This window comes from Streptomyces sp. NBC_00667 (genome assembly GCF_036226825.1).
GTDB lineage: Bacteria > Actinomycetota > Actinomycetes > Streptomycetales > Streptomycetaceae > Streptomyces.
Map to the genome: position 1 here is coordinate 413,166 of NZ_CP109023.1, position 16,828 is coordinate 429,993.

The 16,828-nt window shown below is 69.3% G+C and carries 17 protein-coding genes and 1 pseudogene; 10 read left to right on the forward strand and 8 right to left on the reverse strand.

The annotated features are described in order from the left end of the window. Positions 1-7: 7 nt before the first annotated feature. Positions 8-3,028: an RHS repeat-associated core domain-containing protein gene (locus OHA81_RS34330; RefSeq protein ID WP_329203314.1), complete on the reverse strand. Its 3,021-nt coding sequence runs from the start codon at positions 3,026-3,028 to the stop codon at positions 8-10. A gap of 992 nt (positions 3,029-4,020) precedes the next feature. Between OHA81_RS34330 and OHA81_RS34335 the strand changes: the two genes are divergently transcribed. Both OHA81_RS34335 and OHA81_RS34340 read left to right on the forward strand, forming a co-directional pair. Then, the gene (locus OHA81_RS34335) at positions 4,021-4,176 is read left to right on the forward strand and encodes a hypothetical protein (RefSeq protein WP_329203316.1); all 156 of its coding nucleotides are present in this window, start codon (positions 4,021-4,023) and stop codon (positions 4,174-4,176) included. Then, positions 4,176-4,658, forward strand: a complete 483-nt coding sequence (locus OHA81_RS34340; protein WP_329203318.1) for a hypothetical protein — start codon at positions 4,176-4,178, stop codon at positions 4,656-4,658. The genes OHA81_RS34335 and OHA81_RS34340 overlap by 1 nt, the downstream gene beginning before the upstream one ends. Before the next feature lie 354 nt (positions 4,659-5,012). Here OHA81_RS34340 and OHA81_RS34345 read toward each other — a convergent pair. After that, positions 5,013-5,201, reverse strand: a pseudogene (locus tag OHA81_RS34345) (ATP-binding protein); the annotation flags it as partial. Between the two features lie 661 nt (positions 5,202-5,862). Continuing rightward, positions 5,863-7,263 (reverse strand): LuxR C-terminal-related transcriptional regulator, encoded by a 1,401-nt coding sequence (locus OHA81_RS34350; protein WP_329203320.1) that lies wholly within the window; start codon positions 7,261-7,263, stop codon positions 5,863-5,865. A gap of 162 nt (positions 7,264-7,425) precedes the next feature. Between OHA81_RS34350 and OHA81_RS34355 the strand changes: the two genes are divergently transcribed. The 5 genes from OHA81_RS34355 to OHA81_RS34375 all read left to right on the forward strand — a co-directional run bounded on the left by OHA81_RS34355 (position 7,426) and on the right by OHA81_RS34375 (position 10,578). Continuing rightward, positions 7,426-7,623, forward strand: coding sequence for a hypothetical protein (locus OHA81_RS34355; RefSeq protein WP_329203323.1), 198 nt, complete (start codon positions 7,426-7,428; stop codon positions 7,621-7,623). A gap of 167 nt (positions 7,624-7,790) precedes the next feature. Then, complete coding sequence (locus OHA81_RS34360) at positions 7,791-8,042, forward strand: hypothetical protein (protein ID WP_136215290.1); 252 nt, start codon at positions 7,791-7,793, stop codon at positions 8,040-8,042. 80 nt (positions 8,043-8,122) lie between these two features. Next, positions 8,123-8,992 carry a Crystal protein ET79 gene (locus tag OHA81_RS34365; RefSeq protein ID WP_329203327.1) on the forward strand — a complete coding sequence of 290 codons (870 nt, stop codon included), beginning with the start codon at positions 8,123-8,125 and terminating at the stop codon, positions 8,990-8,992. Positions 8,993-9,048: 56 nt separating this feature from the next. Next, the gene (locus OHA81_RS34370) at positions 9,049-9,939 is read left to right on the forward strand and encodes a ribosome-inactivating family protein (protein WP_329203329.1); all 891 of its coding nucleotides are present in this window, start codon (positions 9,049-9,051) and stop codon (positions 9,937-9,939) included. Positions 9,940-10,050: 111 nt separating this feature from the next. Further along, positions 10,051-10,578, forward strand: a complete 528-nt coding sequence (locus OHA81_RS34375) for a PP2C family protein-serine/threonine phosphatase (RefSeq protein WP_443056823.1) — start codon at positions 10,051-10,053, stop codon at positions 10,576-10,578. 112 nt (positions 10,579-10,690) lie between these two features. Here OHA81_RS34375 and OHA81_RS34380 read toward each other — a convergent pair whose 3' ends face one another. Next, positions 10,691-10,864: a CsbD family protein gene (locus OHA81_RS34380; protein ID WP_329203331.1), complete on the reverse strand. Its 174-nt coding sequence runs from the start codon at positions 10,862-10,864 to the stop codon at positions 10,691-10,693. Between the two features lie 163 nt (positions 10,865-11,027). On the opposite strand from OHA81_RS34380, the gene OHA81_RS34385 reads away from it, so the two are divergent. Beyond that, entirely contained in the window at positions 11,028-11,384 is a 357-nt protein-coding gene (locus tag OHA81_RS34385; RefSeq protein WP_159047101.1) for a hypothetical protein, read from the forward strand. Between the two features lie 673 nt (positions 11,385-12,057). Here OHA81_RS34385 and OHA81_RS34390 read toward each other — a convergent pair. The 3 genes from OHA81_RS34390 to OHA81_RS34400 form a co-directional block, all read right to left on the reverse strand. After that, positions 12,058-12,195, reverse strand: coding sequence for a hypothetical protein (locus OHA81_RS34390; protein ID WP_329203335.1), 138 nt, complete (start codon positions 12,193-12,195; stop codon positions 12,058-12,060). Between the two features lie 444 nt (positions 12,196-12,639). Then, the gene (locus OHA81_RS34395) at positions 12,640-12,981 is read right to left on the reverse strand and encodes a VOC family protein (RefSeq protein ID WP_329203337.1); all 342 of its coding nucleotides are present in this window, start codon (positions 12,979-12,981) and stop codon (positions 12,640-12,642) included. 930 nt (positions 12,982-13,911) lie between these two features. Further along, a complete protein-coding gene (locus OHA81_RS34400; protein ID WP_037792689.1) occupies positions 13,912-14,073 on the reverse strand; it encodes a hypothetical protein in 162 nt (53 codons plus the stop codon). Positions 14,074-14,954: 881 nt separating this feature from the next. On the opposite strand from OHA81_RS34400, the gene OHA81_RS34405 reads away from it, so the two are divergent. Further along, positions 14,955-15,470 (forward strand): pyridoxamine 5'-phosphate oxidase family protein, encoded by a 516-nt coding sequence (locus OHA81_RS34405; RefSeq protein ID WP_329203339.1) that lies wholly within the window; start codon positions 14,955-14,957, stop codon positions 15,468-15,470. Between the two features lie 41 nt (positions 15,471-15,511). Here OHA81_RS34405 and OHA81_RS34410 read toward each other — a convergent pair whose 3' ends face one another. Further along, a complete protein-coding gene (locus tag OHA81_RS34410; RefSeq protein WP_329203341.1) occupies positions 15,512-16,192 on the reverse strand; it encodes a DUF4232 domain-containing protein in 681 nt (226 codons plus the stop codon). Positions 16,193-16,676: 484 nt separating this feature from the next. Here OHA81_RS34410 and OHA81_RS34415 point away from each other — a divergent pair, with 484 nt between their 5' ends. Beyond that, positions 16,677-16,826: a hypothetical protein gene (locus OHA81_RS34415; protein ID WP_329203343.1), complete on the forward strand. Its 150-nt coding sequence runs from the start codon at positions 16,677-16,679 to the stop codon at positions 16,824-16,826. Positions 16,827-16,828: the final 2 nt, after the last annotated feature.

Consider the following 16,828-nt stretch of genomic DNA (forward strand, 5'->3'; position numbering starts at 1 on the left):
CACGGTGCTACTTGAGACTGCTTTCCACGGAATTGGCTACCCAGTCCCCGGCTGCTGCGCTTCCGTAGGCGCAGCCCGCTTCGACGGCGACGGCTCCGGCGCCGGCCGTTGGTGCTCCCGCGAAACCGGCGACGAACTGGCACGCGGATTCGATGACGATGCCGGTGGCGAGGCCTGCGACCTGGCCCCAGAGGGCGTCTGTGTCGCCTTCCAGTCCACTGGACACTGCGTCGGAGACTTCCTTGGCGTCGTCCACGGCGTCCGTCAGGCTGTAGAGGCCGTTGGGGTCGATGCGGTTGACCGGGTCACCTTCCGAGTAGAGGTAGGGGTTCTTCTCCTGGCCGGAAGGGTCGGGCTGGGTGAAGCGGCCGATGTTGGGGTCGTAGTAGCGGGCCTTGAAGTGGTAGAGGCCGGTGGGGTCCTGGTAACCGCCGGCGAACCGGTAGGGCTGGGACACCTTCTCGGAGGTAGCCGCGCGCTGGACGCCGCGGGGACTGAAGGAGTAGGTGTTGACCTTGGTGCCGGTCTCGTCGGTGAGCGCGATGACGGAGCCGAGTGCGTCGGTCAGGTAGTAGTAGGACTTGCCCCCGGTCGTCATGGAGTTCAAGGTGCCCCCGGGCTCCCGGTTGAATCCCATGTCCACGCCGGCTGTGGTCTTGGCCGACAGGCCGAGCGGTCCGTTGTGGAAGAAGGTGTCACCGAGCTTTATGCGTTCGCTCTGGTCGGTGGAGCCGTACTGGCCGTCGTAGACCTTGCCGCCGACCGTGAGGGAGGTGAGCTGGGAGTGGTCGGTCCACTTTTCGGCGGTGCGGGTGCCTTCCGGTGTGGAGGCGCCCGCTGTTTCGTTGCCGATCTTGTCGTAGGACCAGTTGGCGGAGGAACCGTTCTTGGCGGTGATCTGCTGGGCGTCGTTGATGGTGTACGTCGTGCCGCGCGGGCAGCCGGGGTCCACGCCCTGCGAGGTGAGGTTGCCGGCGAGGTCGTAGCAGTACTGCCAGGAGGAGTTCAAGGTCGTGCCCTTCTCCTCCTTGGCGTAGGAGAAGCGGCCGGCCGCGTCGTAGGTGTAGGTCGTCTTCATGCCGGTGACGGCATCGGTGCTCGTGCGGATCTTCCCGCCGTCCTTCGTCCCGTTGAGGTACGTGTACGACAGATCGACGAGTGTTCCCTTGGAGGAAGTGGCCTTGATCTTCTCGGGACGGCTGGATTTGTCCGGGGTGACCTCTTGTACCGTTCCGCCGGGGTAAAGAGTCTTCTTGCGGAAGTCGTTCTCGTTGTACTCGTACGTAGTGACCTTGCCGGTCGGGTCCTTCAGATCCTTGAGCTTGTTGACCTCGTTCCAGGTGTAGTCGGTGATCCCCGAGGGGTCCTGGTAGTAGTCGACGTTGCCGGCGGGGGTGTAGGCGAGCTTGGTCTGCGAGCCGTTCTGCAGGGTGCGGACGGTCTCGCGGGAGAGGGGGTCGAAGTCGTACTTGGTGACCCCGGTGCCGTCGGAACGCTGTTTGAGGTTGCCGTCTCCGTCGTACTCGTATGTGACGGTGGAGTAATTGGAGCTGTCGACCTTCTTGATGCGGTCGCGGTGGTCGTAGGTGTACGTGGTGGTGACGCCGCGGCCGTCCTGCGCTGACACGGGCCGGCCGAGCTCGTCGTAGCGGTAGGTGGTGACACCCAGCGGCGCGGGCGGGGTGACGCGGTCGAGGTTGCCCTTCGCGTCGTAGTGGAAGGATGTCGACACCGATGCGGTGTCGCTCGTCTTCGTCGTGACTTTGCAGCGCTGGCCTTCGAACCCGCCACAGGCCGCAGAGGCGGGGTTGTAGTCGAAGCTCTGATTGCCTCCGCCGGTGCCCGTGACGGCGACGGACTTGGTGTTGCCCGCCGTGTCGTACGTGTAGTCGGTCTTCTCGTTATCCGCGCTGGTCGACGTCCTGGGAACGTCGGTGCCCGCGATCGTCTGGTAGCCCGCCGAAGACGTCGCGCCGGTCGGTAGTTTGGCCGACGTCAGGTTGTTGCGGGTGTCCCAGCCGTAGTCGGTGACGTTGGCGCCCGTGCCTCCGACGCCCATCGCGTCACTGGCGGTGTCCACGTTGTGGTTCGCGTCGAACGACTTGGACCGTTCGTGCTTGAGGGCGTCGGTGGTCTTGGTGACATCGCCTCTGGCGTTGTGCTCGTAGGCCGTGGAGTGCCGCTCGGGGTCGGTGACGGTGGTGGCACCGGCGTCCGAGGGGCTGGCCGCGCTGTAGGCGTAGGTGTAGGTGGGGCCCGTGTGGCCGGAGGCGTTGGTCTCCGTGGCGCGCAGCATGGAGGTGACACGGTTCTGGTCGTCGTAGGTGAAGACCGTGACCCGCCCCTCAGGGGTGGTGATCTTCACCAGGCGGTTGGATGAGTCGTAACCGAAGGCCGTGGACTTGCCCTCGGTGTCCGTGGTTTTCGCGAGGTCCCCGGCCGCGTTGAGGTCGAAGACGGCGGTACGGCCCGTGTGGTCCTTGGCCTGCCACTGTGAGGCATCCGTCTTGAGCAGGTCGATCCACCGGCCGGAGCGGGTTTCGGTGAGCTTGAAGCCCTTCTGCTCACCGCCTTCGTCGTGCTGCGTGACAGTGATGGAGCCGTTGTTGCGATCGGTGACCTGGGTGAGGGTGCCGTTCGCGTCGTAGGTGTCCTTGACCCCGCTCTTGCGGTTGGTCAGCGTGTAGGTCCCGTCCGTGTTCTTCTTCAGGTCTTTTGAATAGCCCGAGGGAGTCGTGAACGAGCCGTCGTTGTTCTTCGTGAACCGCACCGCGTCCCCGGTCGTGTCATAGACGACCACCTCGTTGGTGAACACGTGCGCGTAGCGCTCGTACTCCTGCCACCAGCGCTGTGAGACTTTCCCCCATGGCGCGTCGAAGGAGTTGTAGGTCCGTGCGAGCCTGAGCTTCTGGCCGACGCCCGCCATCTCGAAGTCAGTGGCGGCCAGCATGAGGTTGCCGGTCGAGTAGTCGATCCGGGCTACCAGAGCGTCCGTGATCCGGAAGTCGGAGACCTGGTGCCAAGGCACCGCCCCTTGTCCTTCTGGCACGAAGACGAGAGGTGTCGCCGTGCCCGTGGCATCCCTCGCCGACGCCGCATCGCCGAGGCGGCTGGCTGTGTCGGTGGTGCGCGAGCGCCGCCGCTGCATCTCGCGCCAGTCCGCGCGGTCCTTGGACGGTTGTGCTTCCGGCTTGTTGGCGACCGGCTTGTTCTCTCCCACCCGTACGGGAGGGACCTCAAGTGACTCCGCCTTCTTACCCCACACGGAGGGCCCAGGGAGCGGACCGGCGGCAGGGAGCGCGAAGGCCGGCAGGGCTGAGGAGCCCAGGGCCAGTACGACCAGGCCGGCTGTCAGCGGGTGGTGTGCTCGGAAACGGGCACGTCGAGGAGACGTGCCGGAAAGACGCGGAACCATCAGCTTCCCCCCACAGGAAGTTAATCGACAGCGGCACCAACGGCCGCCGGAGCCCCACACGCTTCCAGACGCCGCACGCCTTGCCCGCGAATGTGTTCGATATCCGCGCTGAAATCAGCCAAGTTCCACACCGGTGGTCCCTCCGGCCGTGCCCGGCTGCCGGGCGTTGGAAAGGCGCTGTCACACGGTCGGCGGCCAAGTTAGTTGGCCGGAACTTTCTCATGCACTACCGCCGATCTTGTGACCATGCGGCCCTGCATCGGCCCCTGCGGCCCGGCTCGGCGCACTCACCAGGCGCGGCCGTTGGGGCGGTAAGCCCGCGGCAGAGCAGGACCAGCGGTGGGGGAGTACGCAAGGCGCGCCAAGCAGGCCCGACCGGGTCCCACCCCGGTACGTCAGTTTGTGCATCACCTGTGGCGCTACTTGATGCGGCTCGTTGTGTGAACCCCTGGCTCCGGTCGCAGTAGGGTCTGCCCCACCCTGTTCCGGGGGCTTGTCGGAGTGCCTGAGTCCAGCGTCGCGTGATCGGCTGACCGCACGATATTCGGGTGGCGGAAGGTGGACGGGTGCGAGTCCGGATCGGGTACTCGGCATGGATCGTGGGCGTGGTGCAGTTCTTCATCATCCATCGGATCACCGAGTCGGCTTGGGCCAGGCCGTACAGCTGGGCGCGGAACAACATCAGCGACTTGGGCAACGTCACTGCGCTGTGCAACCAGATCCTGCGCCGAGGTACATCTGTTCCCCCGACCACGGTCTGATGAATGTTTCGTTCGTTGCTCTGGGGATGCTGTTGGCTGTCGGTGTCGCCCTGACCGGCGGCGCCCTTTTGCGCAGGGGACGGGTAGCTCCTGTGGCCCGACTGCTGCTGGCCGGTGCCGGTGTGGGATTCGTTTTGGCCGGGCTGGCCCCTGCGGACATCAACGAGAACCAGCATGTCTTGGGTGCCCTCTTCATCATGGCGGTGGGCAACATAGGTCTCATCGTGACGGGGTTCGGCATGGCAGAACACGTACCGATTCCCCTGCGGTGGGGCACCATCGTGCTCGGAGCCATGGCGATCACGGCCTTCGGGCTGTTTCTCTCCGACCACTACCTCGGTCTCGGCATGGGAGGTATGGAACGAGCCGCCGTTCTTCCACTTCTGCTCTGGGCGCTGACCGTCGGCGTTCGTGGCCTTCTTCTTCGGACGGGTCGTATGCAAGAAGCGATGCCGGCAGCGCGTCTCAGCCGCACTGACTGAGAGCTCTGATCAGAGCCCGGTTGGCCGCTCGGGCGGCTTCGAGAACGATCCGGGCTTCGTCAGGGGGCCAACCAGCTCGACGTTCAGCTGCTCCACACCGCATCCGCCGCTGCCAGGACGGCGGCGAGGATCATCTCCCAGGTGGGACAGGCACATCCGATCAACTGATCAACCCATCGAAGAGACACTAGGCGACCCTGGGCAAGCCGCCGCTGGCGGCAGCGACGCGGCGTCTGCGATCTGGTCGAAATTCGTACCACCCCCGAACAGGGCACCGCCGTATGCATCCACATGGACGTCCAGGAATGCTCATCTCGGCAACGCCGCCGGGTGGGCGACGTGCTGCGGTGTGTTTTACCGGGGCAGGAAGGCGCGTACGATTTTGCCGCCGCCGGGGGCGTCGGTGACACGGGTGATGCGCGCGAGGCGTTTGACCATGGGCCAGCCGAAGCCTCCGGTGCCGCCGTTCAGGTCGGGGGTGCGCATGCGCGGTGGCTGCGGGCTGGGGTCGTGGACGGCCACCTCGATGCTGTCCGGGCGGGCGGCCGGTCGGGCACACAGTCGGCCCGGAACAGGCCCGCTTGGTCGTCGGGCATCTGGCCCGACCGGCGCGGGGCGTCCGTGGGAGGGTGCCCGTGGGGGTCGCGCGACGTTCTGGACGTGATTCTGGTCCGCTCCCGGCCGCGCTGGCGGGGGCCTCTGGCGCGGCTTGGCCGGCTGTCGCGGGCGAAGGGGGTGCGGTTCAGGGCCGTGGGGGGACGCGTGGCGCCCGGGCCGGTGTCGCGGAACGGCGGGGGGAGCGGCCTGTATTTCGTCGCAACACCGGGAAAAACGATTCACCAGCGAAGAAGTAACGGCCTCGGAAGCGGTGACGCACCGTTGCGGGTGGCGGCGTCCGGCCTGTGGCCGCGCGGACTTTTTCCCGGGCGCGGGGCTACGGCCAGAAGACGGTCTCGATGACGATGTGAGGTTCGGCGCTGCGCGGATGAAGACGGAGCGCAGCCAGCCGCGGTTGTGATCGAAGTTGAGGATGTGCGCCCGGCGGGGCTAGGTGGAGCGCGCCGGCTCGATGCAGACCTTGTCGGTGTCCAGGCCGTAGTCGCGGTAGGGGTGCTGGGAGGAGAGCAGCTCGACGACCGCGTCGATGACCAGATCCCTGATCTGCGGGGGAAGGCTGTCGCAGTATTCGCAACGGCACCAGGGGTTACGTCACGGGGTCGGCGGGTTTCGTGACGCCCGTACGGTCCGGCGCGGCGGCGCCGTCACCCGGTCCGGTCCCCTGCTCCCTCAGCCGCGCCCGGTAGGCGCGCGAGCGGCAGCGGGGTGAGCAGTAGCGGGGCGGACGCCCACCGGCCCGGTCCGGGACCGCGGCGGGCACGGCCACCGCCCCGCCACACCCGGGACACCCCGTGCCGACCGCGGGCCCACCGGCCCCGGGCCCACAGGCCCCGGGCCCGGCCGACGCGGGCCGGGGCACCGGCGGCGGGGCGGACGTGGGCACGGCCGTGGCGGACGGGGCAGGCGCAGGCGGGGCGGGCGGGGTGGGGCGGTCCGGGTGGGCGGTCAGGCCCTGGCGTTCGGCGATGACCCCCGCCTGGAAGCGGCTGTGCGCGCCGAGCCCTTCCACCAGCTCGGAGACGTGACGGCGGCAGGTGCGCAGGGAGATGCCCAGGCGGCGCGCGACGGACTCGTCCTTGAGCCCTTTGGCGAGCAGCACGAGGATGCTCTGCTTCATCGTCTTGGACACGTCGTGCGCGGCCTGCGGCCCCGTCGCGAACGGCGCGGCGTTCTCCCAGTCCCGCTCGAAGACGTCCAGCAGGTAGGCCAGCAGGTCCGGCTCCCGGATCAGCAGCGCCCCGCCCGACCTGGCCGGCAGCAGGGCCAGCGTCCCGTCCACGATGATCATCTGCGGCAGTACCTCCGGCAGCGTCCGGATCTCGGCGCCCGCTCCGATGAGTTCCTCCGCGTGCAGCCGTGTTGCCTGGTCGAAGCGCGTCGCGTGCTGGTACAGGCTCCGCATCCGGATGCCCCGCCCGAGCAGTGCCACGTCGCGCGGCAACGCCTCCCGCAACGCCGCGGGCGGGAACGAGCCGCCGTGCTTGGAGACCAGCACCTCGCTGTGGCAGGAGTCGATCACGTCCGACAGCAGCGAGCGGACCGCCAGCTTGTCCGGCAAGTGGTCGATGGTCCCCTGCGGGAAGACGTGTTGGCGGGCCTGGACGTAGACCGGCGTCAGCGCGGCCAGCCCGTCGCGTTGCAGCTGGATGCGCCGGCGCTGTTCCCGCAGCGCCTCTTCCTGCGCGCGCAGGGCCGTGTCGCGGTCCGACAGCAACTGCGCGGTGGCGGCCTGGGGGCTCACGGGCTGCCAGCCGGCCGGCTCTCCCGCCCCGTCGTCGGCGGGCAGTTCCGTGAGGAGGCAGGAGTCGGTGAGTGTCCGCAGGGCCGCCAGGCAGGCCCGCGGGTTCACTCCGGTCTCGGCCGCGGCCTGCGCGAGGGTCGCCGGGGTCAGGCGTTCGTGGATGACCGTCCACCGGTAGAGCAGGACGGCCGCGCTGTCGAGGCCGGGTACTTGGGCCGCCGTGCCGGGTCCGCTGTCCGTCTCCATCGCATGCCTCCTAAACGTGCCTGGCAGGATCATGATCCCTCCTCGGGGATGCATGTGCCATCCATCCACTGGCAGTGTGGTGACCACGGCAGGGACGGCTCCCCGACCAGGAGCACCGCCCGCCGTGGCCGAACTGTCGCCGAGACGAGGGGAATCGACGCCATGCGCGCAATCGTGGTGCGGACACTGTTCGCGGTCGTACTGAGCACGGGGATCGTGTGGGGCGGCGCCGCCGCGGCCACCGCCGATGTGCACGGGACGACCATCACACCCCCGCAGGGCGGCGGCCACGACAACAAGCACTGCCTCGTGACGACGGCTTGGGGCGACTCCTGGTGCCCCCGCAAGCCGCTCGACTGAGCCGCCTGGGAGACCGGGTGCGGGGGCAGCGGACTCCATCCGCTGTCGGTTGGGTGGTTGTGGGCCCGACCCGGTCGCCGGCAGGGCGCGTCGACGGACGCGTCCGGTCTCTCGTGCGTCGCCGTACGCGGCGCACGGCTCCGATCAATCAACGGAAGGTTTTCCCCGTGCGCTTCGCCATGCCCCGAACCGCCCCCCGCAGACTGGCCGCCGGCCTCTGTGCCGCCGCCGCCCTCGTGGCCGTCTCCTCCGGCGCCGCGAGCGCCGCCGAGGAGTACCGGATCTACGGCGGCTCGTACGCGAGTTACGCACAGTGCAACCAGGCCGGTTCGCTCACCGTCGGCCTGGGCCTGTACAGCCGCTACGAGTGCAACCCCAACGACAGTTCCAGCCGCTACCTCCTCTGGTACGTCGACTGACGGACGGCCCGCCCGGCCCCCTCACCCCTTTCCACCCCTCACATACCTCGTACCCCGCACACGAAGGGTTTGTCATGCACATGTCCAAAAGGACCCGTGCCCGCTGGTCCGCCTCGGCCGCCCTCCTGGCCGCTCTGGCCGGCGGCGCCGCCGCACTCGCCCCCGCCGCCCAGGCCGCCCCGGCCCCCGGCGGCGCCTCCGTCCAGTCCGCCGAGCGCAGCACCAGCGTCGTCTTCGCCAACAGCACGGGCCGCCAGCTGCTGCGCACCGGCTCCGGCCTGGACCACGGGTGCTGGTCCCGGGACGGCCTGCCCCCGGATGCCATCGCCAAGACCGTCTCCGCCTCCTGGAGCAGCGAGTCCTGCGGGTTCGCCACCGGCACCCAGGGTCACGTCACCTACAACATCGCCGGTACGGCCAAGGACGTGACCATCCGCTGGAACAACCCCTATGCGGGCAGCAACTCCTACAGCTGCGAGGCCCCCGAGGGCTACGAGTGCAGCCGCTCGGGCGGTGGCGGGAACAACGCCACCGTCAACTTCGCCCTGACGGCCAAGTCCACCGCCCGGCTCTCGGCCCTCTCACAGGCCGGAGCCCTCGCGGTCACCCCCGTGCGCAGTGTCCGCGTCACGGTGGTGAACCAATCCGGCGCCCTGCTTGCCCGGACCGGTGCGGGCCTGGACCACGGCATATGGAGCGGTGACAACCTGCCCCCGTCGGTCATGAACAACGGCGCGGTGGCCCGCTGGCAGAGCGAGTCCGACGGCTTCGCCACCGGGACGGAGGGCTCGGCCGAATACCAGATGTCCGGCGGCGGCAAGGTCGTCTTCCGCTGGGACAACCCCTTCTCCGGCGGCAACTCCTACGACTGCCAGGTTCCCGCGGGCCACTCCTGCGCCCGGGCCGGCGGCGGAGGCAAGAACGCCGACGTCGTCTTCACGGTCAACTGACCGCCGCCTCCCCGCCCCGCACGTCACCGGCACCCACCCGAATGAGGAACACCCCGATGCGCAAGCCCCTCGTCGCGGCACTCCTGTGCCTGCCCCTGCTGGCCGTGGCCGCTCCCGCCGCCCAGGCCGCCGACTCACGGCCCGAGACAGCCCCCGTCTCTGCCCTCCAGGTCCCCGTCCGCACGGTCGCCTGGGACCTGACCTCGACCAATTCCAACACCCTGCGCGCCCGCTACTCGGACTTCATCAGGTCGCTGCGCAACACCGGCACCATGGTGGGCGGTTCCGGTTCGGACGCCGTGTGGGAGACCAGCCGCGGCAATGAGGTCATCGCCGTCAACGCCACCTACACCTGGCAGGAGAACGGTCAGGACGTCAGGCGGACGGTCACGCTCTACCTCACCGCCAACAACCTCTACCTGCGGGGCTTCTCCACCGGCAACGCCGGAAACGTCGTCCAGTTCAGCCAGGTCGGGGAGCAGGAACCCTTCGACCTCGGCCATGCGCTCGGCCGCAACGCCATCGTTCTCCCCTACAGCGGGCGCTACGGGGGCAACCACAGCCTGGAGCACGGCGACACCCAGAGCAGGCAGCTGTGGATCACTCCGAACGGGGTGTGGGGCAACATGAACGCCCTGTGGGAGTTCGCCCGCGACGGAGGCGACGCGAACGCGATCCGCAACCACCTGGTCGCCGCGATCGCCCTGACCTCCGAGTCGGCCCGCTTCCGCAACATCGAGGGCACAGTGCGCCAAGCCCTCGGCGGCGGTACCTCCCTGACCGCCCAGGAAGCCGCCGAGGAGAACGACTGGGGGCGGGGCTCCCGGTGGATCTACCAGGAGCGCAACGGCTCCCGCCCGACGCCGACCGACATCGGCGGCGCCACCGTGACCACCTACGCCCAGGCGACGCACTACATCGCCATGCTGCGCAGCGACCAGAGGTAGCGGCGGACAGCGCACCGCCCCGTATGGGCCTCGTACGGGGCGGTGTCGTGCGGTAGCGCTTCGCCATGCCCCTACGCGCGGGGGCATCAGGCCTTTAGCCTCGCGGACGCCGTGGTTCAGACCTCGTCCGCCTCGACCACTGGGCCGTCCGAGCGTCTGACCGCACGGATCGCTCTCCCGCTCCGGCGCCGGCACCAGGCCCTCCTCGACCACGGCCGGCACAGCCTCGCCACCGGCCAGCTGCTGCGCATCGCCCTGGACGGCACCCGCGCCCAGCTCGTCAACGCCAGCCACCCCTGGCCGCTGCGGCTGCGCGAGGGCACAGTGAGCGAACTGAGCCTGGCCGTGGACCTGCCCTTCGGTGTCGCCCACCAGGGTCTCTACCGGGTCCAGGACCTTGACCTGCGACCCGGTGACCGGCTCCCGCTCTACACGGACGGAATGCAGGAACGCGACGCCGAAGGCGTCGACCTTCCCGGCCTCCTGCGCAAGACCGCCGAGGAGGACCCCCGCGAAGTGGTACGCGCCTTGGTCGGCGCTGTCACCGACGCCTACGAGGGCCGGCCGCCCGTGGACGATGCCACCGTCCTGTGCCTGGACTCGCACGGCGCCTACACCGCCAGCGGCACCCCCGCCTGAGCCGGGCCATGCCCGGCCGGGCAGGTTCGGGCACAGGGCTGGGCCCCGACCCGGGGGAGGTGGTCGGGGCCCAGCGGGCGTCACAGCCAGGAGGCTGCGCGCGGGGTGCGGTTCAGTGGCGGAGGGTGTCCTTGACGTCTTCCTTGGCCTGGCGGGCGTTGCCCTTGGCCTGGTCGGCGTGGCCGTCGGCGGTCATCCGCTGGTTGCCGGTCATGCGGCCCATGGCTTCCTTGGCCTTGCCCTTGGCCTGCTCGGCGTGGGCCTTGGTCTTCTCGGTGCCCGACATGGGGACCTCCTCGTGTAGTACCGGATTGGTCGTGACACTCCCGTGCTCGCGATCACCGCCCTCAAACGTCATGGCGCCATGCGGGCTTTTATGCGGTAGGTGCGTAGTCGTTTACGTAAATCTGCGGATGTCCCATGTCGCCCTCAGCGGCACCATGGCGGGCATGACCACACCAGAAGCGTTGCCCCCGGGCCTCAACTGGGTGACGGCCGACAGGGCCGCCGCTCTCTGGATGGTCAGACGTAGGTTCGTGCCTCAGGTGGCCTCCACCCACGGGGTGGGGACCAAGGAGCAGAAGAGTTACGGAACCTTGGGTGAGAGCACCTTCACCGTGTACTCCTACGCCGAGGTTCAGCGGGTGGTGGCGGAGCTTGAATCCGGTGAGGTGGTCCTAGACCCTTCCTGGCGGGTCGACACCAAGGAGGGGATAAGGGGTGCCCGGCGTGACACTCTGGCCACCTGCGGCTGCGTGGTGCTGATGCTCGCGGTAGTCATCGCCGTCGCCGTGCTGTCGAGCTGAGCCCGGACGCCGCGGGGCATGCCGATGGGCCTGTGCGGGCGCAGCCGGGGGCATTGAGACCCGTTGCTGTGCCCTGTCCGCGTCAGGCGTGGAGGCGGCTGTTGGTGCCGTCGTGGTGGTCGGCGGTGGGGTCGTCGAACCAGAAGTCGCCGGCGGCGAGGAGCGGAAAGAGTGGCTGGTGTGTGCGGGCAGGCCCACGCTGGCGGCGCGGGTGCCGTCGCCTCGTGCCGGGAGGGGGTGGGCAGCGGGGTCCCAACGGTCTAGCCGCCCCCAATTCCAGCAGTCCCGCATTCAACCGCATCAAGCACCTTCACCACCTGGATCAACACCATGATGCGCAACGGCTGACCCTGACCCGACGCATTCCAAACCTGGTAGTCGGCGGTCTCCCCTTCTCTTTGGCCTGGCCGAACTGCCCCAGCCCACCCGGCCCTAGCCCGCCACCTTTTGACCGCCCCGACTGACCGCCGGGATGTGTGAAGGCCTGGACCGCTCCGCGTTCCGAGCCCTCACGGCGCGTAGGTCAGTGCTTGAAGACGTCCTCGATCGCGTCATGTGGGTTGCCGAGCGGGCGGGGGCAACTGTGTCCGAGGACCGGGCGGAAGCGGCCCGGCCCGGCCCGGTTCGGCGGACGCGCCTCAGGCAGTGGGACGCCAGGAGTATCGGGGCTTCGTCACCCGGTGACGGTCAGGGTGACCGGGCCGCCGACGGAGGCCAGTCCCTGCGCGGTGGCGCAGGCGGTCAGGTCGGTGTTGGCCAGGACCTTGGTCTGGACGACCGTCGCTCCGGTGAACAGGCCGGAGCTCACCATGCCCGTCAGAACCAGGACGGTGGTCCCGTTGGGCTTGGCGTTGACCGCGAGGGTGCCCTAGACGCTCCAGTGCCGCACATCCCAACCACCGCTGCCCGCTACGTGATCCCGTGCCGGCCCCCCTGCTGCTCCCGATGCTCGGCCGCCACCCCCGAGCGAAGACCGCTGCCACCTCCCGGGCACCCGGGGCCGCGGACCACCGGGCCACCCCGGCCGCGGGCCGGTGCCGATCAGCATCAAGCTGACAAGCAAGCCGCCAGCTCAGACTCACGTACTGATGCGGTCATGGCCGGCGCGGCATGCCCGCCCTCACGAGTCCGCGGCCGTGGCGGCCGCGTTGGGCCTGAACACGGATGAGACCCGCAAGCTCACGGCCAGATACGGCGGTCGGAGCCTCTACCGCTGATCAACGAGTGGCCGTGACCGGAACGGTGGCGATGCTTGTCAGTGGACGCAGAATTCGTTGCCGGCCGGGTCCTGCAACACAGTCCAGGTCAGGCCGGGAATGCTGTGTTCGCCGACGACGCTCGCCCCCAGAGCGACCAGCCGCTCCACCTCCCGCGCCATGCCCGTGCCGGACGCGGCGGCGAAGTCGACGTGTACACGGTTCTTGCCGCGCCGCTCTTCGGCCACACGCTGGAAACCCAGCGCCAGAGGCTGCGCTTTGACGATGACGAAGTCGCCGTGGTCCTGGGCGATCTCGCCTCCCAACGCAGTGGCCCACCACTGGGCCAACTCCTGCGGTTCCGCACAGTCCACCGTAATCATCACTGCTGCCATAGTCATGATCGTCACCCTAACCACGACCACCGACACCCGCCGGTACCAACCGTTTCGCAGAGCTGCGGCCGACGACCTTCGAAGCTTTCGACGCGCTCACGTGGCTGCGACCGGCGCTTCCACGCCAGGCGTGGCCGGCTACCGCAGGGCCATCCCTTGCGCACCCCTCTCCAGGCAGCCCCGTTCGGGGGCCTTTCCCCAGCCCGGCCCCCACAGGGATTGACGGTCCGTCAAAGCCGTCACCGCCATCTGTGTGACCTCGCCGCCTCCTCTGCCCTGCTCTGCCCCGACCGAGCCGGTCACCGGTCACCTCACCTGGGTGACGCTGGCCGGTCCCGCTGGTTTCCAGGCTCCCCCCGCCCGGCAACGGCCCACCCGAGCCGAGTGACCTCGTCGGGTATGCCGTATGATTGATCTTGAGTCCGCAGCTTCACCAGTTGCCGGGCCTGGCGTTGGTGGTCCAAGGAAAGACACCCCACTTCCCGTGGGGGGATGCAGGTGCAAGGCCTGCCCAGCGCTCCACAAGGTCTCGTCTCCTTCCAGAGGAAGGAGACGAGACCTTCCTCGTTCCGGAGACGGGCCGGGTGTCCTGCCGGCCACCCCTCCCGATCGCGCAGGCAGCGCCTCGACCGGCGCACCGCTTAGGGCGGTGCGAGCGCGGGCGGCGCGCAGCGGTCTCCTTGCCCGGTGCCGGGCGTGTCTTGCCGGGGGGCGGGGCCGGGAGGGCCGCTGGTGGTTGGAGGTGAGCAGGTTCCCCCTGCTGCGTCCCGGCGGCTCTCCCGGTTGCCGCGCGCATACCCCGTACCTGGGATTTTTACCGCGCACTGGGTGCCTGCGGACCCGACGGTAAAACGGCGGCGGCCTGCCCCCGCTCTGGGGACGGGCCGCCGCCGTTGTACCGCTGCGCTGGTGTGAAAGTGACGTCGGCTGGTGCTGCTACCAGCGGTACCAGCGTCCGCTGCCGCCCTTGGGTCGGGCGACGAAGCCGATGAGCCACAGCACCAGGACGGCGATGGCGACCCACCAGAGGATCTTCACCGCGAATCCCGCGCCGAAGAGGATCAGAGCCAGCAGAAGAACGAGAAGCAGGGGAACCATAGTTATCAACCTCCGAGCCCTCGCTTGCCCTGCTCCTGCCCGCCCATGCGTTCGATCTTATGCGTTTCTTATCCCGACATCCGGGCACGAGAGACCGCCGCATCGCATCGCACCGCACTGTGCCGTGCCGGACCGGCCGGGCCGTGACCGGGGTGGTATCACTCGGGGGGCTCGGTGTGTGCCCCGGGAACGACGACGCGTCCTTCGCCTGTGGCGTACGGGGTGGACGCCTCGATGCCGGCGGTCGAGTTGTTGCCCGGCTGCCAGCCCACGCCGAGATCGAGTCCCCGCGGGGGCGACGGTCGCTTCACAGGTGCTGGCCACCCCCGGGGGCGTGATGCGCCGGTTCCGCCTCGATGACCGGTGGCCGGCCCTGGCCGACGGCCTGACGGGTTGTCCGGCTGGTCCACCGACGAGGACGCCAACGCACTGGCGGATTTGCGGCGGGGGAGTTCGGGGCGTCGCTGCGCCGGCTGACCTCCCCCGGCACGGGGCCGTTGGCGGTGCCGGGGGAGGTGCGGGTGGCGGAGCGGTCCCGTTTCGGGTCGGGAGGCCTGCGCCTCACCCGGCTTGGCGGGCCGGTCTGCGAAAGGGGCCCGCCAGGAGTGGGCCCCTTGGGCAGGCGGCGCACTCTCATATGGACGCACCATGCCGGGCATGACCACCAACGTCGAGTTCGGTCTTGACGTGTCGACGGGCAGGGCGGTCCTGGGCTGCCCCTCGACTGTCCCAACCCCGAGCGCAACCGGTACCTGATCTATGTGGCCCGCCGCCACGGCCTGGCCGCCGCCGGCCGGCGCCCGAAACCGATCGGGTGACGTCCGAAGGCACGGGCATGTCGGCCGTGCACTCTCCGCACCTGCGGGCGAGGCTGGAGGCCCATGAACACCTCACCCGTGCCCGACACCCGGTTGGACGAGCGCTACAGCGACGAGGAGGCGGCCGCCGTCCCGTGGCCGACGGCCGTGGCGGAGCTGACCGCGGCCGAGCTGTACTGGCTCACGACGGTACGTCCCGACGCGCGCCCGCACGTCACGCCGCTCATCGGTGTCTGGGCGGACGGCGCGCTTCACTTCTGCACGGGTCCGTCCGAGCGCAAGGCCGAGAACCTCCGCGGCAATCCGAACGTCGCGCTCACCACCGGAAGCAACTCCCTCCACGGGGGCCTCGACCTGGTCGTCGAGGGCGAGGCGGTGAGGGTGACCGACGCCGGACGGTTGCGTGCGCTCGCCGCGGCGTGGGAGGCGAAGTACGGCGCGGAATGGCACTTCGACGTCGGCGACGGCGTCTTCGTCAACCCCGGTGCCGGGGAGGCGGTGGTCTTCGCGGTCGCCCCGCGCACGGTCTTCGGCTTCGGCAAGGCCCCGTACAGCCAGACCCGCTGGCGCTTCGCCTGAGCTTCGGCGCCGGGCGGGTCCAGGGCACGCGCGACACAGCGCTAGAGGCTGAGAGCGTCCTCGGCGTTGTCCATCCAGGCCGTCACGGAGTTCTTGTCGGGCGAGACGTACAGACCGGGAGTCGACGCCTTCAGCGGGGTCTGCTCCAGGTCCGACTCCGTGTTCATGGTCAGCCCGATCGAGTTGACGGTCTTGCCCTTGCCGTCGTTGGCGCCGCCCATCAGCCCAGCGTACGCCGACTCCCCCGGGTCGAGCCTGATCGCGTCCTCGACGCCGGGAGCCGTGCCGCGCTCGGTGGCCTGGCCGGCCAGGTCCCCGAAGGCCACGATCGGATGCCCCAGTGCCCTGCACGCCTTGGTGCCCTTGTTGGTGATCTTCAGCAGGTAGCTGCTCGTCGTGGGCTCCGCCAGGGTCGCGGTGAACTTCACGTCGAACGTGCTGCACGGGAAGACGTCGAAGCCGGGATCGGTGGAGGGCTTCGTCGGCTTCGGCAGCTTCGGCAGCTTCGCCGGCTTCGCCGGCTTCGACGTCGTCGACGGCTTGGCCGACGCGGTCGGCTTGGCCGGCGTCGGCGGTGCGGCCGGCGTGGCGGACTTCGCCGGGCTCGCGGACGACCCGCCGGCCCCGCCCCCCGCGGTGTCCTCGGAGGGTCCACAGGCAGTCAGGGCGGCCAGTGCGGATACGGCGGCGAGGACGGCAGCGGCTCTGCGTACGGTGCTCATGGTGTGGTTCCCCCCGATGAGAAGCGCGAAGTGCGCCGGCTGGACTGGGCCTGAGGATGCGAGCTGAGCACCAGCGTCCCGCAGAACCTTCACAGGTTGATGACGGTGTGTTGCCGAGTCCACCACGATCACCTCGGCGCGCCGCGCCCGCGGCGTGAGCCAGTGCCGCCTCAGGCAACGTTCGCCCCCTCCTCGTGTGCTGTTCGTGAGGGCCGGTGCTCAGGTCCGGGGAGCGATCTCTTCGAGGTCGTCGACGGTGCCGGACATGACGGCCCGGAGCGTGCGGTGAGGTGCTCTGCGGGCCAGTCCCACCACCAGGCGAGGTCGACAGACGGGCGATGTCGTCGTTGTGGCGGGTGCGGATGAGTACGGCCGGGCTGCCACCGACGATGCCCCCTGGCCGACACGGTCGCCGCCGCCCTCACGCTCGTCACGAGCAGCTGCTGATCCCCACCGCACCACAGCCAGCCACCGAGGAGGAATCATGATGGAACGCGTGTACCTCAACAACCGCAGCGGCGAGCGCCGCATCCTCGTCAAGTTCGACGAAGCCGTCCTGGTGAAGGTCTCGGCTATGTGGAGTCCTGCGGTGCCGGATGACATCGCGACACCCCGTTGTCGGTGCCCGCTGTGAGG

Coding starts and splice junctions, on each gene's coding strand:
- OHA81_RS34340 (WP_329203318.1), top strand. CDS start 4,176: ATGAATGTTTCGTTCGTTGCTCTGGGGATGCTGTTGGCTGTCGGTGTC.
- OHA81_RS34350 (WP_329203320.1), bottom strand. CDS start 7,263: ATGGAGACGGACAGCGGACCCGGCACGGCGGCCCAAGTACCCGGCCTC.
- OHA81_RS34355 (WP_329203323.1), top strand. CDS start 7,426: ATGCGCGCAATCGTGGTGCGGACACTGTTCGCGGTCGTACTGAGCACG.
- OHA81_RS34365 (WP_329203327.1), top strand. CDS start 8,123: ATGTCCAAAAGGACCCGTGCCCGCTGGTCCGCCTCGGCCGCCCTCCTG.
- OHA81_RS34370 (WP_329203329.1), top strand. CDS start 9,049: ATGCGCAAGCCCCTCGTCGCGGCACTCCTGTGCCTGCCCCTGCTGGCC.
- OHA81_RS34380 (WP_329203331.1), bottom strand. CDS start 10,864: ATGTCGGGCACCGAGAAGACCAAGGCCCACGCCGAGCAGGCCAAGGGC.
- OHA81_RS34385 (WP_159047101.1), top strand. CDS start 11,028: ATGACCACACCAGAAGCGTTGCCCCCGGGCCTCAACTGGGTGACGGCC.
- OHA81_RS34390 (WP_329203335.1), bottom strand. CDS start 12,195: ATGGTGAGCTCCGGCCTGTTCACCGGAGCGACGGTCGTCCAGACCAAG.
- OHA81_RS34395 (WP_329203337.1), bottom strand. CDS start 12,981: ATGACTATGGCAGCAGTGATGATTACGGTGGACTGTGCGGAACCGCAG.
- OHA81_RS34400 (WP_037792689.1), bottom strand. CDS start 14,073: ATGGTTCCCCTGCTTCTCGTTCTTCTGCTGGCTCTGATCCTCTTCGGC.
- OHA81_RS34405 (WP_329203339.1), top strand. CDS start 14,955: ATGAACACCTCACCCGTGCCCGACACCCGGTTGGACGAGCGCTACAGC.
- OHA81_RS34410 (WP_329203341.1), bottom strand. CDS start 16,192: ATGAGCACCGTACGCAGAGCCGCTGCCGTCCTCGCCGCCGTATCCGCA.
- OHA81_RS34415 (WP_329203343.1), top strand. CDS start 16,677: ATGATGGAACGCGTGTACCTCAACAACCGCAGCGGCGAGCGCCGCATC.